The organism is Thermopirellula anaerolimosa, assembly GCF_054657335.1.
Map to the genome: position 1 here is coordinate 21,534 of NZ_BAAHYX010000010.1, position 15,711 is coordinate 37,244.

Below are 15,711 nucleotides of genomic sequence, written 5' to 3' on the forward strand. Positions count from 1 at the left end.
CCGGCTCATTGGGCACCTCCGCGCTTCGTAAGCCCGAAGAAGTGGTAGCCGTTCCAGCGGGCACCCGTGATCGCCGTGGTCACGGCACTCAAAGACCTGTATAGCTGGCCCTCGTATTCGAAACCGTCCGGGAGGACTTTGACCTGGAGCACGCGCCCCTTGTACTGCCGCGTGAGGATCGTGCCGGCCGGCGGCAGGCGCGTTGGGCCCGAAAAGCGGGCCGGCAGGGTCACGGTCCGGTCCTGCCCGTCCGGAGAACGTTTTGGCAAGCGCGGTGCCGTCAGCCGCAGGTCGGCGTCGTTGGCCAGTTCCTCGGCCCGGCGCCGGGCCCGCTCGGACAGATCGCCTTCCTCGTTGGCCTGCAACCGCCAGGCGATGCGCTTCAGCAGCCACTGCTTGTTGCGGCTGCACGGCTGTTCGCCGAAAACCTCGGCGTACTTGGCTTGCAGCTCGCTGGGCGTCATGCGTTCCATGACGGCCAGCTCTTTAGCGATGTTCAGTGCCATGCGGTTCTCCTCGTCTTGGGACGCTCCAAACCGTCAACCAGCACGGACACTGAGCCTCGGGTCGCCGGGAAGATCAAGGTCTTTGTCGCCGGATTCTGGGGTAGGCTGCACTCCCGGCCTGCTGAACTCGGCAAGACAGTTCCCGCACTTGCGCAAGCGAAGCACCCCGGCAGCCAGAATGCGGGCGATCTGGCAGAGCGGCCCCTGGGCCGGGAGTTCGCTGGGCGCGTTCAGTGAGGGCATCGATTATGTTCCTGGGGTGTTCAGAAAGCCCTGGGGCCCAGAGCGGAGCGGTGCCCCCTATTGGTTAACTACCCGGTCGCAGGCCGAGCTGACGGAGGATTCCCCCTGGGGAAGGAGGCCGGAGGCCCTGAAACCAACGCCATGACCTCGGAACTGGACATGGCGGTGGGGACGTATTTCGTTGTTCTGCAATTGGTTGCGGCCATGGTCCGGAGAAGGCTTGCATGCTGGTAGGAAGCGGATACAATCGGTTAAAGTGAACATGTGTACATATGACCCCTAAGCGCACAAGGAGAAAGATCAGGTGTCCCGGCAGTTTTCTATTCCCACCGTCCTGCGGATGGTCCCGAATCGCCTGCTGAAGGACTTCTTCCAGCGGCTCGGGCATGGCGATCTTGGCATTCCCTGGGACCAGCTCGGGGAACGGGAGATCGAGCCCGTGATCAAGACGCTCAGCGGGATGCCCCGCGCCGAGCAGGATCGGATCGAAGGCGAGATGCGCAGCGTATTCGACCTGGCCTGCGAGACCGGTTTGGGCGCTCTCTTCGAGGGGGCGGTGCGCTGCGGCGAGTGCAAGCTCTCTGCGGCGATGCCGGAGGAACTCGGCCCATACGGCAAATCCATGTGGGCCTGGCTCAACCGCCCGGAGGCCTTCGAAAAGGCGATGCTGATCCATCAGGTCGAGCATTTGAGCTGGTGGCGCAAGCGGAATGATCTGCCCAAGCGCGAGCCGGACATGGGTGCCGCGGCCAGGGCGCGGCTGGAGGAAGAGATCGCCTCCATGCTCACCTGGGAACAGGGTCGCGGCAAGGTTTGTACCGTGGAGACGCTGGAGCGCGGCGGGACGGTCTATTTCTTCGCCCACCCGGACGACTTCGTCCAGAACGTCACGGCGCACGACGAGGACGGGAAGCTCGCCCCCGCACTTTCCGCGCTACGTTTCCGATCGTGTTCGCCTACACGCAAGGCGAAGGGGCGCTGGAGCTGTACGCCAAGTTGCCGGCCAAGCTGAAGCGGCGGTTGGAGGAGATCTTCGCGCGGACCGTGCTTGGCCGGGAGCTGGGGCCGTGGAATCCGGAGGCGGCCTACGAGCTGGATCATTTGAAGGACCCGTCCTTCAAGCTCCAGACGGACCCGGAGGACTGCCTTCGGGTGCATATCTCCAAGATGCGTCTGGTGCCGAAGAACACCGGCCGCCGCATCTTCGTGGAAATCGACGATGATGACCCCGAGGATACTATCCACAGGACGATCGAGGAGTGCCTGAACCAAGAGCGGCTGCCGCTGTCGGAGGTCTGGGTGAACCTGGTGACATTCTGTTTCGAGTTCCTCCCTATGGAGGGCAGGAGGCCGGGGCGACTGACTTTCGACGTGGGGTTTCCCAGCTCGTGCAGTTTGCGCAGCGCCAGGCCGGAGCGGGTCGAACTGGTCGAGAAGTACCTGGAGCGCTGGGAGATCGATCGTGCGGGACGTGCTACCGTCGATCTTGCGGCGGTTGGAGATTGAGCCGCCGGTGTTCCACTGCCGGGAAATCCGGGCATTCGGATCGTGCTTGGAACTGCTGGTCCGGCTTGGCGTGCTGCGCGAGATGGCTGCGGCCGGCAGTGCCTGCTGCCCGGACTGCCAGTTCGGCCCGCAGCGCCGCGTCGAGTACGTTGCCGACAGCAAGACGCACGCCAGGCACGGCTACATCCATTGCCCGCAGTGCGGCATCGTCGAGGTGGCGTGGGATAGCCTGAGGCGGTGGCGGGGCGACCCGGCCGGCTTTCTGGCCGCGGCCTTCAGCGGCGCCGGCGTCTCCGGGCCGGCAACCGAGCTCATACCGGGACGGCTATGGCGCGTCGGCAAGGTCACCTGGGCAGGGCGCCGGCGCGAAGTGTACTTCGCCCGATGTTATCGCCGCGACGATGGCGACACCCTGGTGGCAGAAATGTCCCGGCGTCCGAAGGCGATTCTGTTCACGGCCACGGAGGCGGCTGCCCGGCGATGGGCCGGGGCGGTGGAGAACCTGGTGATCGCGCTGGAGTCGGCGCTTTCTCTGGACAGCGGAAACATCTGCTTCGATGTGGAATACGTGGAAGGCCGTTTGGTCGATGCGGGCCTGACGTGCACTGCAAGACCCCAGCGCCCGAAGCGGAAACGCGCCGAGCGGGCGGCCAAGATTGAGGCACTGGAGAAGGAATTGATCGCCCACCTGCGTGCGGCCCGGGACCACGCCTATGCGACGAGGGACCGTGCCGGCACCCCGGACCTGCTGCCGCGTCCAAGCCAGAAGCAGTTGGCCGAGCGTACCGGCCTGACCGAGGCTGACGTGAGCCGGTGCCTGAGGGACCGGGATGCCCGCGAACTGCGGTTGTATTGGCAGACGGCCCAGGACTTGGAGGCTATCATGAGGTGGAAGACCCCGGCGGGCAGCCGGGGGCGATCTTGACCGGTTGCAGTTGCACCGATTTCGTGCAACTGCAAGAGCGGTTTTCCGGCGTTATATCCTCCTGCGGCACCGCCAGTTGCGCGATGCCGCAGGATTTTTTTGCGCACTTGCTGCAAGCCCCGCGGGGGGTGACGCCGTGCATCGGGCACGGCGGGAAATCACCCACGTTGAGGAGTTTGCAGTATGACCAGTGCAAACAATCTGCACCCCCGTTCCGGCTTACCCGCCCAGCCAGGCACCGAGCCGGTCCTCGACAGCTTCGCCGAATGGCTCATCCGCCGCAAAGCACGCCAACTGGCCCGGCTGCCCGGGTTCACCCGGAGCGACCGCGAGGACATCGAGCAAGAGCTTCGCCTGAAGCTGCTCAAGCACTTGGCCAGCTACGATCCCCAACAGGGGCGCCGGCAGGCCTTCGTGACCGCCCTGGTCGAACGGCAAGCAGCGAATCTGCTGCGGGCCAAGTGGGCCGAAAAACGCGATCACCGCAGCGTCCGCTCGCTGAGCATGGTAGTCGCAGAGGACGAAGAGGAAGGCCCCGTCGAACTGGCCGAAACGATCAGCCAGCGGCACTTGGACGCACGCCTCGGGCGTGCCACGCGCGAGGAGCACGAGTTGGCCGAACTCGTGATGGATGTCCGCGATGTGATCGCCGGCTTGCCGCCCGAGCTGGGCGAACTGGCCCAGCGGCTGAAGACGGACAGCCTGTCCCAGATCGCCCGCGATCTGGGCGTGCCGCGCACCACGCTGGCCGATCGGGTGCGGAAGCTGCGGCGCTGCTTCGAGCAGGCCGGACTGCGAGACTACTTGTGAAATCTCTTCCGTCAATTCGCCTCGTGACCGGGTAGTTAACCAATAGGGGACCGCGCGGTCCACGACGAGGCACGCCCAAGCGTCTTCGCCGGATCGACGGAAGTTCGCTTCGGCGAAGACGCCTTCTCGCTCGGTGCGGTCGCCCGCTGACGCACCCCCATGCCTATGGGCACATGGAGATAGCACGATGACGGTCGCCGATTCGTTCTTGATCCGCGAACCGGCCGAAGTGTACCAGGCCAAGGCCTCGGAGTACCTCACGAGCCACCAGCTTGCCGACTTCCGCCGATGCCCGGTGCTGTACCGCAAGAAGAAGCTGGGCCTGATCGAGGACGAGGACCGGCCGGCATACCTGGTGGGCCGGGCGCTGCACACGCTGGTGCTGGAAGGCAGGGACGCCTTTGAGGAGCAGTACGCCGTCGGCGGGCCCGTCAATCCGAAGACCGGCGAACCCTACGGTTCCAATACCAAGGCGTTTGCCGAGTGGGCTGCCCAGCAGGGCAAACCTGTGCTCACCGTGCAGCAGCACGACCTAGTTGAGCGCATGGCCGAAGGGGTTCGTGGGCACCAATTGGCCTGCGACCTGCTTTCGGAAGGCGTTCCTGAGGGCGTCGTGCGTGCCGAGTACTGCCAGATGCCGTGCCAGATCCGCATGGACTGGTTCGACCCGCTTCGGGGGATCGTGGACCTGAAGACCTGCGACGACCTGGACTGGTTCGAGGCCGACGCCCGGCGCTACGGATACGTCCACCAGGTGGGGTTCTACCAGGCCGTGCTCTCGCAAACGATCGCCTTGCCTATGCCGGTCTACTTCATCGCTGTGGAGAAGAAGGAGCCGTACCGCTCGGGCGTCTGGCGGGTCCACGAGGATGTCCTGGCCCAGGCGCGGCGCGACAACGAGGCAGCCATCGAACGTTTGCGGCGGTGTATGGCCAGCGATACATGGCAGACAGGTTATGAATCCCTTCGGCTTTTCGACTCGATTTGACACGTCTGGACCTGGCACGGTGGGGCTAGGCGAGGCGAGGCTGGGCCGGGCGTGGCTTGGCGAGGCTGGGTATGGCATGGCTTGGCTGCCCGCATGACCGCCGGTCGCCTGTCGGGTCTTTTGAAGCCATGTAGGCATGTCATGGATGAGGATCGCTGCGTGCACCCGAAGGCGACCGGCCTTTTTTGAGCTTCGAGATTCCCTTTGCACGGGAGAGATTCGTTATGGCCTTACCCGATACCGTCCTGACCCAATCCCACCTCCGCGCCCCGAAGGGCATCGTTTTCGGACCGCCCGGTTCGGGCAAGACGACCTATGGGGCCTCGGCCGATCGGCCGCTCATCGTCGATTGCGAAAACGGCGCGGCCCATGTGCAGTGCCACCGCACGCCGTATCTGGCCACATGGCCGGAGATCGAGCCCTGGCTCGACGGCCTAGCCGCCGGCGGCCACGAGTACCAGACCGTGGTGATCGACTCGATCGACTGGCTCTTGCGGCGGATCGAGGAGCACGTGGCCGGGGTGGACGGCACGCCCGCCGGAATGAAGCAGACCCTGAACCGCTCGCACGGCGGCTACGGCAACGGCCGGCAAGTCTTGAAGAACTACGTCTACCAGTACCTGCTTCCGGTGCTGGATCGGCTGGTCAACGCGGGCGTGGCTGTGCTGCTTTTGGCCCATGCCGCCCGCCGCTCGATTACCACGATCGACGGGATCGAACTGGAGAAGTCCGCCCCGGAGATTCACCCCGACCTGGCCAACACGATGATCGAGTGGTCGGACTTCGTGGGGGCGATTCGCCTGGTGGGGCAGGAGCGGGAACTCGTCCTCTACGAGACGCCGCAACTGGTGGCCAAGAACCGCTATGGCATCGCGGAGAGCTTGCCCTTGTCCTGGCCGGCCTTCGTCGCGGCGATCAGCAACCACAACCTCAAGCCCCAAGGAGCCTGAAAGTATGGCCAATCTAGCTGGATTCGATGCTTCACAGGTGGAGCCCACCACCACGTTCGATCCCATCCCCGCCGGAAAATACCTGGCGATGATCACCGCCTCGGAGATGAAGCCGAACAAGGCGGGTACCGGCAGCTACCTGGAGCTGGTCTTCACGATCCTCGAGGGCGAGTACAAGGGCCGGCAGCTCTGGGCGCGGCTCAACCTGGACAACCCCAACGAACTGGCGGTGAAGATCGCCCGGGCTGAACTGTCGGCGATCTGCCGGGCAACCGGCGTTTTGACTCCACGAGACAGTTGCGAGCTACATGGCGTCCCTCTGACGGTCCGGGTGACCTGTAAGCGCCGTAGGGACACCGACGAGGTCGTCAACGTCATCAAAGGCTACGAGAAGCGAGACGCCGTGACCGGCCGACCGCAGCAGGCCCAGACGAGCACACCGCCGTGGCGGAGGCCGTGATAGCACGGGGCGCAGCAAGGCTGGGCGTGGCGAGGTCTGGTCAGGCAAGGCCTGGTCCGGTTTGGCGTGGCGTGGTCGGGCGTGGTGCGGCTGGGCAAGGCAAGGCGTGGCATGGCTTTTCATTCGCAAGGGGAACGTATGCACAACGGAAACGGCAAACCCAAATCCATCGGGCCCGAGGCGACCAATGGCGCCTGCGGCACCATCGCGCTTTCGTTGCCTTATCGCGTCGAGGTTACGGTCCGCGGCGAGGCCGACGTGCTATTCCACCGTTGGAACTGCGAAGCGGTCGAGGCCAAGGCGAAGGCGGCCAAGGGTTCGGCAGCCAAGAAGGCCGACGATCTGGAATCCTACGTCTACCGCAACGATGCGGGGGAACTGTGCCTCCCCGGGGAGTACCTGCGGCAGGCGATCATTGCTGCCGCCAAGTACCGGCAGGACCCCCGCTCGCCACGCAAAAGCGCGATGGACTTGGTGAAGGCTGCCATCGTCAGCCTGACGCCGTTGGCCACTCTGGGAGTGAAGGCGTGGGACTACGAGCATCGCTGCCGCGTGCAGGTGCAGCGCAACGGAGTGACCCGCGTGCGGCCGGCCCTCGGCGCCGGCTGGTCGGCGTCCTTCGTGCTTCTGGTGAATCTGCCGGAATACGTCTCGCTGGAGATGCTGCATGGCCTGCTGACGGATGCCGGGCGGTTGATCGGCGTGGGCGACTTCCGGCCCACCTACGGCCGGTTCCAAGTAATGCGATTCGATCTGTTGGACGCGCAATGACAGGGCATGGCCGGGCATGGCGGGCCTTGGCACGGCTTGGACAGGCGAGGTTTGGCACGGTTCGGCGTGGCGTGGCAGAAACGAGGAGGTCATAGGCGTGCGTGCGAGCCGGCGCGGTGGAGCGGCGACGACAGGTCAGCGCCCCGGTGGAGCCGAAAAGGAAAGGCGAAGGCGAAACGATCGTCCCCGCGACTTGCAGGACACGCACCGGCGACTGCCGGTCCCCTGCGAGACGCACGCCTGCACCTCCGCACGAAGAAAGGAAGAGCATGCTTACGGTGGAGCTGTCCTACCCGCCGTCCGTCAATCATTACTGGCGACGAGTTGGGCCGCGGACCCTGATCAGCCGTCAGGGACGGGCGTATCGCCGCGACGTGGCGACCGCCGTGCGGCGGATCGACCATGCGGCAGACCGACTGCCCTTGACCGGTCCGCTCCGTGTGGAAGTCTCGCTGTATCCGCCCGATCGCCGGCGACGCGACTTGGACAACGCCCTGAAGGCGCTGCTCGATGCGCTTCAGCATGCAGGCGTGTACCCGGACGACAGCTTGATTGAACAGCTCTCGGTCGAGAAGCGAGACGTTGTGAAAGGGGGCAAAGCCGTCGTGACGATCCGGCGGCGGTGCGTGCTGTGCGACGGGCTGGAGGTGCCGACGTGACGCCGCTTCGTCCCTATCAGCAGGCTGCGGTCGAGGCCGTCTACGAGCATCTGCGCACGCGCGACGACAACCCGGCGGTGGTGCTTCCGACCGCGGCCGGAAAGAGCTGGGTCATCGCTCAGTTGGTCCAAGACGCCGTGCTCAGGTGGAACGGCCGGGTGCTGGTGCTGGCCCACGTGAAGGAACTCTTGGAGCAGAATGCCGAGAAGATTCGGCGGCTGTGCCCGGAGGTGCCCATCGGCATCTACTCGGCGGGGCTGAATCGCCGCGAAGCCGACAAACCTGTCGTGGTCGCTGGCATCCAATCGGTCTACAAGCGGGCTTGCGAGCTGGACGCCTTCGATCTGGCGATCGTCGATGAGTGTTTCCCGGCGGGAACGATGATCTCCACGCCCCGCGGTGACACGGCCATCGAAGACCTGTCCATCGGTCAGCCCGTCCATACTGCCCTCGGTGTGGGAGAGGTGGAGGCGATCTCTGCCAGACCGGCGAACGGCTTGCTTGAACTGGAGTTCGAAGATGGACGAACCCTGCGATGCACACCCAATCATCCGTTCTTCACCGAACAGGGATGGCGGGAAGCCAAGGCCCTGGAGGTGGGATCGCGTCTTTTTAGCCCAAAAGACGTGCAAGCACTGCGGAACAGTAATGCATCCGAGAATCTACATCAACCCCGACGGCAGCCCGAAGGTGTGTCAGTCGGAGACCGAGTGGGATGCCCAGGAGTATTGCTCGGCGAAGTGCGGCGCACAATCGAGGCGGAAGCCTCGGCCTTCTCGTCCAATGAAGCTGCCACCTTGGAGGTCCGTCAGGATTCACTCCGCCAGGAAAGCATGCCAATGCTGCGGCAGCGAGTTCCGTCCCTGGATCAAGCTGGACTCGATGGGCAAGCTAATCAGCTACATGCGCGAGAAGGACTGGCGACGGCAGCGGTTCTGCTCGATCTCCTGCGCCAAGAAGGTCGAGAATGCGATGTGGATTCCGGGAGTTCGAGAGCGACTCCGACGGACGCTCAAGGAGATCGGGCATGCGCCCGTCGAACGTGGCGGGAACGGACGACTCACCACGCCGCAGGTTCAGCTTCTCAAGATACTGGGCCCCGAATGGCAGGCCGAAGTGACGGTTTCAGTTGGACATCCGCGTCCTCCGGGACTGCCCAAGAATCTCAAGATCGACATCGCCCATTTGGAGAAGAAGATCGCCATCGAGCTCGACGGAATATCGCATCGGACACTGGCGACGCACAACGCCGACAAGCGAAAGACGGCAGTCTTGCTTCGCAACGGGTGGTGCGTATTACGGCTATCGAATGCCAAAGCCCTGTGGCTGTGTTCAATCTGCAAGTCTCGGGACACCCTACTTACTACGCTGGCGGGGTTCTTGCACACAACTGTCATCTGATCCCCACCGAGGCCGATGGGATGTACCGCACCTTCCTGGCCGAGGCGAAGGTCGTCAACCCGCACCTGCGTGTGATCGGGCTGACGGCGACGCCGTTCCGCTTGTCAAGCGGGCCGATCTGTACGCCGGAGGGCGTGCTCAACCACATCTGCTACGAGGTGGGTGTGCGGGAGTTGATCCGCGACGGGTATCTCTGCCCGCTGGTCACGAAGGCGGGAATCAACAAGGCCGATTTCGAGCGGCTCCATGTCCGCGGCGGCGAGTTCGTGGCCGACGAGGTCGAGGACCTAATGGACGACGACCGGCTCGTGGCCGCGGCCTGCGGCGAGATCGTCGCCTACACGCACGACCGCCAAAGCGTGCTGGTCTTCGCCTCCGGCGTGCGCCACGGGCGGCACGTGGCCCGCGTGCTGGCCGAAATATCCGGCCAAGAAGTCGGTTTCCTGGACGGCCAAACGCCTAGCGCCGAGCGGGCGGAATTGATCGCCCGGTTCCGCAGAGAGACGGCTCCGGGCCTCTTGCCGCAGGCCCCGCTGAAATACCTGGTCAACGTCAACGTGCTGACCACGGGCTTTGACGCCCCGAACATCGACTGCGTGGCCATCCTGCGGCCCACGATGTCGCCGGGGCTCTACTACCAGATGGTCGGGAGATCGTTCCGGCTGCATCCGGGCAAGCAAAACGCCTTGGTCTTGGATTTCGGCGGCAACGCACTGCGCCACGGGCCGGTGGATCAACTCACGATGCCCGACGCGCCCGGGCGCGGCACGGGCGAAGCCCCGGCCAAGGAGTGCCCCGAGTGTCTATCGGTCATCGCCGCCGGCTACGCCACCTGCCCGGAGTGCGGCTACGAGTTCCCGCCGCCTGATCGCCAGAGGCACGACGCCCGGGCCGGCACCGCCGGCGTGCTCTCCGGCCAAGTGACGGACACCGAGTACGAGGTCTTGGACATCCGCTACAGCGTCCACACCAAGCGCGACGCCCCGCCGGAGGCCCCCAAGACCATGCGAGTGGATTACCAGATCGGCCAGTTCACCTACGTTTCCGAATGGGTGTGCTTCGAGCACAACGGCTATGCCCGATGGAAGGCTGAGCAGTGGTGGCGACGCCGCTCGCCCGACCCGATACCCGACACGGCCCAGCGGGCCGTCGAGATCGCCGAGGGCGGCGGCGTGGCGTGGACCGAGAAGATCGTGGTCCGCTCCATCGCCGGCGAGAAGTACGACCGCATCGTCGGCTACACGCTGGGCCCGAAGCCGGAGCCCGTGCCCATCGGCAACACGGAATACGACTTGGACGGCGTTCCGTTCTGAATGGAGGCAAGGCCGTGAATGAGGCAAAAACCATTACAAACATGGTTGCGAGCGAGAGGTCTTTCTGAATGGAATCCGACATGGCTACTGCATGCGGCGAAACCACAGGGACGGTTCCCATACGGCTGGTGGACGCCGACATCGAGCGGTGTGTCCACAGCCGGTTCAACACACGGAAGCGACGCGACCCGGAACAGGTGCGGCGTCTGGCGGAACGGATTCGGCGCAACGGGTTCGAGCGGACGCGGAGCCTGTGGGGCGTGGAAGTCAACGGCCAGTACGAGATCTTCGCTGGCGGCACGCGCCTGGAGGCGGCCCGAATCGCCGGCCTACGCACCGTCCCGGTCTTTGTCCACCTCGGCCTCTCCGAGGACCAGATCAGCCGCAAGGCGGACGAGGACAATGAGAACGACGAATACCACACGCCCGTGAGCCTCCTGGACGTGTGGGCCGAATGCCACCGGCTTGCCACGCAGGAAGGCTGGACGCAACAGCGGATCGCTGACGCGAAAGGGTGGGATCAATCCACAGTTTCACGCCGCATTCGATGGCACACCTCACTACCAGAAGCTGCAAAACAGGCTGTATGCGACGGCCTCTTCGATGAAGGGCATCTTGAGGCGATTTCTGCCGTCGTATGCGACGTCGCATATTTTTCCCCCTGGTTGACTACCACGCAGGCCCAAACCGAGTTGGTGAACGACATCCTCACCAAGCATCGCGGATCCTCCGCGGGCAAGAGGCCGACGGTCCGCGTGGTCCGCGAGGCGGCCGGGCGCTGGAAAGCGCTCATCCGAATGGCCGAGGAGGCGTACCACTCCTTGCCCGAAGGAATCTGGCGGGAGCGGTTCGTCGCAGTCCTGGCCCACGAGCATGCGCGGACCGAGTCGGCCGTCAGCCACGCCCTGCGGCAGGTCGTCGAACGGAAACGTCGCCAAGAGGAAGCGGAAGCCGCCCGGCTGCGGGCCGAAGCCGACGCCAAAGAGCAGGAGGCCCTGCGGCTCCAACGGGAACAACAACGGTTGGCCTTCCTGGAGAGCCAGACCAAGAAGCTCCGCTGCGGGGATGCCCGCGACCTGATCCTCGAAGCGCCCCCGGGGTTCTCGCTCCTGTTGACCGACCCGCCCTACGGCGTGGAGTTCCAAAGCCACCGCCGGGTGGTGACCCCCAAGAAGGCCAAGATCGCCGGTGACGAGAAGCACCAGGCGTTGGCCCTGCTTCGAGACGTGCTCGCCAAAGCGTACCCCCGCATGGCCGACCACGCCACCTGCCTGGTGTTCACCGGCTGGCGTCACGAGCCCGAGTTCCGGCAAGTCCTCGAAGAGGCAGGGTTCACCCTCAAAGGTAGTCTCATTTGGGTCAAACCCAACCACGGCACCGGCGATCTGGCCGGCTGCTTCGCCCCGAAGCATGAACGCATCCTCCACGCCGTCAAGGGCCAGCCCAGGCTACAACAACGCGTGGCCGACGTCCTCTACGGCAAGGATCCGCCCGCAAGTGAGCATCCTTGCGAGAAGCCGCGGGACCTGCTGCGGCAACTGATCGAGGCGGTGACCGAGCCTGGCCAGACCGTGGTCGACCCGTTCATGGGGAGCGGCAACACGATCGTGGAAGCCTACCAGACAGGGCGCGACTTCTTCGGAATCGACCTGGAGCCGCAATGGCATGGGGTCGCGACCGAGGCGGTCCACAGGCTGGCGGAAGAGCACTGGCGTCATGAAGAACTGGAAGTCTGACAAGGCCTGGTCCGACCGGTTCATCCCCGCCATCAAACGGATCGTAGGCGAGCACCTGATCGCCGAGGCGGACGTGGCCGAGGACGCCTTCCACAACACGGATTTGATCACGTTGCGTCTGGCTGGCGACATGCGCATCGCCTGTCGGGTCCGCCAGCACGAATACCTGCGTCTGTACGGGGATGAATTCACGTTGCGATGTTCGCGGCCCAGCGGGGTCGCGACCGAGATCGACAAACTGCTCGCCGGCTGGGGGGATTATCTCTTCTACGGTTTCGCTAGCCAGGATGGCACCGCGCTGGCGGCGTGGTTTCTGGGGGACCTGGACGTCTTCCGCCGTTGGGTGCGGTGGTACCAAGCGACCCACCACGACTGGCCGGGCGAGTTGAAAGAGAACCTCGATGGCAGTTCCCGGTTCGTGGTGTTCAAGATCGACGAGGTGTTTCCTGATTTCGTCGTGGCCAGGAGCCCCACATGAGCACCGAACAGCATGAAGAACCCTACGTCAGCGTCTACGGCGTGGGCACTCTGCCGCGATCAGGTGTCACCCGCTTCGCCACCGGCGCGGTGCGCGGCACGGACGCCGACGGCGAGCGCTGGGACTTGATCACGCCCATCGGCCTACGTCGCCTGGCCGAAACCTGCGCCGAAGGGGCAGCCAAGTACGGCGAGCACAACTGGCAGAAAGGCATCCCGGCCAGCGTCATGCTCAATCACGCCATCCGGCACATCTACCTATACCTAGCGGGCGACGATTCGGAAGATCACTTGGCCCACGCGGCATGGAACGTCCTGGGCGTGTGCCACTTCGAGGAAGCGATGCCCGAAATGATCGACATTCCAGCACGCAATCAGGAGCGCGGATGATCGAGGCGGCCCTGCGATACCTGAAAGCGGGCTTGTGCGCCCTGCCGGCCGTCCGGGCTGAAAAACGCCCGGCCGTGCCGCGCTGGAAGCAGTTCCAGCGTGCGCGGCCCAGCGAAACGCAGCTTGCGGCCTGGTGCCGCCGCGCCGATGCCCTGTGTCTGGTCTGCGGGGCCGTCTCGGGCAACCTCGAAATACTCGACTTCGACGTGGGCGGAGAAGCGTTCGACGCCTGGTACGCCAAGGTGCGCGAAGTGGACGCGACGCTGCCAGAGCGTTTGGTCATCGAGCAATCGCCTTCGGGCGGATGGCACGTTGTCTATCGCTGCCAGGAAATGGTGTGTGGCAACTTGAAGCTGGCCCAGCGGGTCGAGCCTGTCGGCGGCCCAGACGAGGTGACCATCGCCGGTAAGGCCTACAAGCCCCGGCAAGACGCCGATGGCCAGTGGTCCGTCGTGCTCACGCTGATCGAGACCCGCGGCGAAGGCGGGCTATTCCTGTGCGCCCCGACGCCGGGCTACGAGTTGCTGCAAGGCGACCTGGCGGAATTGCCGGTGCTCTCCGCGGCCGAGCGGGAGACGCTTTTGGAGGCGGCTTGGTCGCTGGGCGAGTACTGGCCGCCAGTGGTAGATGCGGTGCCCACTCGCACCGGCGGCACCGACAATCGCCCCGGCGACGACTTCAACCAGCGGGGCGATGTCCGAGCGGTCCTCCAGCGGCACGGCTGGACGTTTGTCAAAGCCAACGGCGACGGGAACGAGCATTGGCGACGACCGGGTAAAACCATCGGCACCTCAGCCACACTGAAGGACGGCGTGTTCTACTGCTTCACCACCAGCGCCGCGCCGTTCGAGCCCGAGCGGGCCTACTCGCCCTTTGCCGTGTACGCCTTGCTCGAGCACGGCGGCGACTACACGGCCGCCGCGTCCGCCCTGCGTGCCCAAGGCTTCGGCAGCGATTCCGGCGTGCCGCAGGCGGTAAACCTGTCGGGCATTGCCGGCCCAACCGATCCACCGCCCCCTGCGGAGCCCACTACGCCCGATCCCGGGCCGATGCCCGACGACCTTCTGGATGTACCCGGATTCATTCGGCAGGTGACCGACTACACGCTTGCCGTCTCGCCATATCCACAACCGGCGCTGGCCTTCGCCGCAGCGCTGGTCCTCCAAGCCTTCCTGGCCGGACGCAAGGTCCGCGACGCGGCCGACAACCGCACCAACCTCTACGTCCTGGCCCTGGCCAATAGCGGCGCGGGCAAGAACGAGCCCCGCAAGGTCAACCAGCGCATCTGCGTCGAGGTAGGTCTCCAGGACTGTTTGGGCGATGCGTTCGCCTCCGGGGAAGGCATCGAGGACCGCCTCTTCCTCACGCCATCGGTGCTGTTCCAGACCGACGAGATCGACGGCCTGATGAACGCCATCAACCGAACTGCCGACGCACGGCACGAGGGCATCATGAACGTGCTGCTGAAGATGTACACCTCCAGCAGCACCATCCATCCAATGCGGGTCAAGGCCGGCGGACGATCGCCCGGGGTGATCGACCAGCCGTCGCTGTGCATGCTCGGCACGGCCGTGCCCAAGTACTACTACGAGGCCCTGAGCGTCCGCATGCTCAACAACGGCTTCTTCGCGCGGCTGATCGTCCTGGAGGCAGGCAAGCGGGGCCGGGGCCAGACGCCGGTATCGCGGCCTATCCCAGAGGCCATCCTCCAAACGGCGCGCTGGTGGGCCGACTTTCGGCCCGGGGAAGGCAACCTCCAGAACTGGCATCCCATCCCAGTGTGCGTAGAGGCGACCCCGGATGCCGAAGCGGCGCTTGAGGAGTTCCGCGCGCTGGCCGACGACCGCTACGCCGAGGCCGAGGACCGGGACGACCCGGCGGGCATGGCCATCTGGGCCCGGGCCTACGAGAAGGCCCGCAAGCTGGCGCTCGTCTACGCGGCGAGCGAGAACCATCTTCAGATGCGGATCGGCGAGCCGGCCGTCCGGTGGGCGTGGCGGTTCGTGGACTACCAAACCCGGCGGATGCTCTTCATGGCCGGCCAGCACGTGGCCGAGGGCGAGTTCGACGCCCGCTGCAAGCGGATGCTCGAGGTGCTCACCTTGTGGCGGCAGCGGCGCGGGGATGCGTGGATGCCGCACTGGGAGCTGTCCCGCCGACTGAAGTGGAGCGACAAGGACATCGAGGAGGTCCGCAACGCCCTGCGTGGCCAGCGGCGCATCGAGCACGACGTGGGCTCGACGCCCGTGGGCGGTCCCGTTGCCGTGCGGTATCGCTTGCTGGCCCCGAGCGGTGGTGAGCAGTTACCGCAGTTACCACATCAAAATGCGGCAACTGGCGATCCGCAGGGGATAGTTGCCGCCGTACCCTCACGGTTGCCGCCTGGTCCGATGCGGGAACTGGGAGAAGCGTAAGATATGAATAATAAACAACTTACTACTTCTTCTTTTCAGTTACCTCATATTCTCATCCCGCCCCTGCACGCGCGACGTGCGCACGCGTGTACGCGCGCGAGGCGTGATGTGGTGGCAACGGGTCCTTCCTGGCTCAGCCCCCACCGACGGGGCGTGCGGGAA

Annotated in this window: 17 protein-coding genes and 1 pseudogene; 16 read left to right on the forward strand and 2 right to left on the reverse strand. The window is 65.0% G+C overall.

Going from position 1 to position 15,711, the window contains the following annotated elements; genetic code table 11:
* Window positions 1–5 precede the first annotated feature (5 nt).
* Together ACYQ6J_RS18850 and ACYQ6J_RS18855 are read right to left on the reverse strand one after the other, a co-directional pair.
* Window positions 6–506: a DUF2924 domain-containing protein gene (locus tag ACYQ6J_RS18850; protein ID WP_460185751.1), complete on the reverse strand. Its 501-nt coding sequence runs from the start codon at window positions 504–506 to the stop codon at window positions 6–8.
* 33 nt (window positions 507–539) lie between these two features.
* On the reverse strand, window positions 540–749 hold the full coding sequence (locus ACYQ6J_RS18855; RefSeq protein WP_460185752.1) for a hypothetical protein: 210 nt from the start codon (window positions 747–749) through the stop codon (window positions 540–542).
* Between the two features lie 304 nt (window positions 750–1,053).
* Between ACYQ6J_RS18855 and ACYQ6J_RS18860 the strand changes: the two genes are divergently transcribed.
* The 16 genes and pseudogenes from ACYQ6J_RS18860 to ACYQ6J_RS18935 all read left to right on the forward strand — a co-directional run bounded on the left by ACYQ6J_RS18860 (window position 1,054) and on the right by ACYQ6J_RS18935 (window position 15,549).
* The gene (locus ACYQ6J_RS18860) at window positions 1,054–1,761 is read left to right on the forward strand and encodes a hypothetical protein (protein ID WP_460185753.1); all 708 of its coding nucleotides are present in this window, start codon (window positions 1,054–1,056) and stop codon (window positions 1,759–1,761) included.
* Window positions 1,698–2,255, forward strand: a complete 558-nt coding sequence (locus ACYQ6J_RS18865; RefSeq protein WP_460182218.1) for a hypothetical protein — start codon at window positions 1,698–1,700, stop codon at window positions 2,253–2,255. The genes ACYQ6J_RS18860 and ACYQ6J_RS18865 overlap by 64 nt, the downstream gene beginning before the upstream one ends.
* Window positions 2,212–3,180 carry a hypothetical protein gene (locus tag ACYQ6J_RS18870; RefSeq protein ID WP_460182219.1) on the forward strand — a complete coding sequence of 323 codons (969 nt, stop codon included), beginning with the start codon at window positions 2,212–2,214 and terminating at the stop codon, window positions 3,178–3,180. The genes ACYQ6J_RS18865 and ACYQ6J_RS18870 overlap by 44 nt, the downstream gene beginning before the upstream one ends.
* Before the next feature lie 183 nt (window positions 3,181–3,363).
* The gene (locus ACYQ6J_RS18875) at window positions 3,364–3,990 is read left to right on the forward strand and encodes a sigma factor (protein ID WP_460182220.1); all 627 of its coding nucleotides are present in this window, start codon (window positions 3,364–3,366) and stop codon (window positions 3,988–3,990) included.
* A 187-nt stretch (window positions 3,991–4,177) separates the two neighbouring features.
* Window positions 4,178–4,978: a PD-(D/E)XK nuclease-like domain-containing protein gene (locus tag ACYQ6J_RS18880; RefSeq protein WP_460182221.1), complete on the forward strand. Its 801-nt coding sequence runs from the start codon at window positions 4,178–4,180 to the stop codon at window positions 4,976–4,978.
* A gap of 224 nt (window positions 4,979–5,202) precedes the next feature.
* Window positions 5,203–5,928, forward strand: coding sequence for an ATP-binding protein (locus ACYQ6J_RS18885; protein WP_460182222.1), 726 nt, complete (start codon window positions 5,203–5,205; stop codon window positions 5,926–5,928).
* A 4-nt stretch (window positions 5,929–5,932) separates the two neighbouring features.
* A complete protein-coding gene (locus ACYQ6J_RS18890; RefSeq protein WP_460182223.1) occupies window positions 5,933–6,388 on the forward strand; it encodes a DUF669 domain-containing protein in 456 nt (151 codons plus the stop codon).
* Between the two features lie 111 nt (window positions 6,389–6,499).
* Complete coding sequence (locus ACYQ6J_RS18895) at window positions 6,500–7,159, forward strand: hypothetical protein (RefSeq protein WP_460182224.1); 660 nt, start codon at window positions 6,500–6,502, stop codon at window positions 7,157–7,159.
* Between the two features lie 269 nt (window positions 7,160–7,428).
* Window positions 7,429–7,818 (forward strand): RusA family crossover junction endodeoxyribonuclease, encoded by a 390-nt coding sequence (locus ACYQ6J_RS18900; protein WP_460182225.1) that lies wholly within the window; start codon window positions 7,429–7,431, stop codon window positions 7,816–7,818.
* Window positions 7,815–8,171 (forward strand): annotated as a pseudogene (locus ACYQ6J_RS18905) (DEAD/DEAH box helicase); the annotation flags it as partial. The gene ACYQ6J_RS18900 and the pseudogene ACYQ6J_RS18905, both read left to right, overlap by 4 nt.
* Window positions 8,172–8,790: 619 nt before the next feature.
* Window positions 8,791–9,219, forward strand: coding sequence for a DUF559 domain-containing protein (locus tag ACYQ6J_RS18910; protein ID WP_460182230.1), 429 nt, complete (start codon window positions 8,791–8,793; stop codon window positions 9,217–9,219).
* Window positions 9,220–9,509: 290 nt separating this feature from the next.
* Window positions 9,510–10,532 carry a DEAD/DEAH box helicase gene (locus ACYQ6J_RS18915; protein ID WP_460182231.1) on the forward strand — a complete coding sequence of 341 codons (1,023 nt, stop codon included), beginning with the start codon at window positions 9,510–9,512 and terminating at the stop codon, window positions 10,530–10,532.
* An 80-nt stretch (window positions 10,533–10,612) separates the two neighbouring features.
* Complete coding sequence (locus ACYQ6J_RS18920; RefSeq protein ID WP_460182264.1) at window positions 10,613–12,268, forward strand: DNA methyltransferase; 1,656 nt, start codon at window positions 10,613–10,615, stop codon at window positions 12,266–12,268.
* Entirely contained in the window at window positions 12,249–12,746 is a 498-nt protein-coding gene (locus ACYQ6J_RS18925) for a hypothetical protein (protein WP_460182228.1), read from the forward strand. The genes ACYQ6J_RS18920 and ACYQ6J_RS18925 overlap by 20 nt, the downstream gene beginning before the upstream one ends.
* Window positions 12,743–13,135 (forward strand): dATP/dGTP diphosphohydrolase domain-containing protein, encoded by a 393-nt coding sequence (locus tag ACYQ6J_RS18930; RefSeq protein ID WP_460182263.1) that lies wholly within the window; start codon window positions 12,743–12,745, stop codon window positions 13,133–13,135. The genes ACYQ6J_RS18925 and ACYQ6J_RS18930 overlap by 4 nt, the downstream gene beginning before the upstream one ends.
* On the forward strand, window positions 13,132–15,549 hold the full coding sequence (locus ACYQ6J_RS18935; RefSeq protein ID WP_460182262.1) for a bifunctional DNA primase/polymerase: 2,418 nt from the start codon (window positions 13,132–13,134) through the stop codon (window positions 15,547–15,549). Before ACYQ6J_RS18930 ends, ACYQ6J_RS18935 begins: the two co-directional genes overlap by 4 nt.
* The last annotated feature ends 162 nt before the right edge of the window (window positions 15,550–15,711 follow it).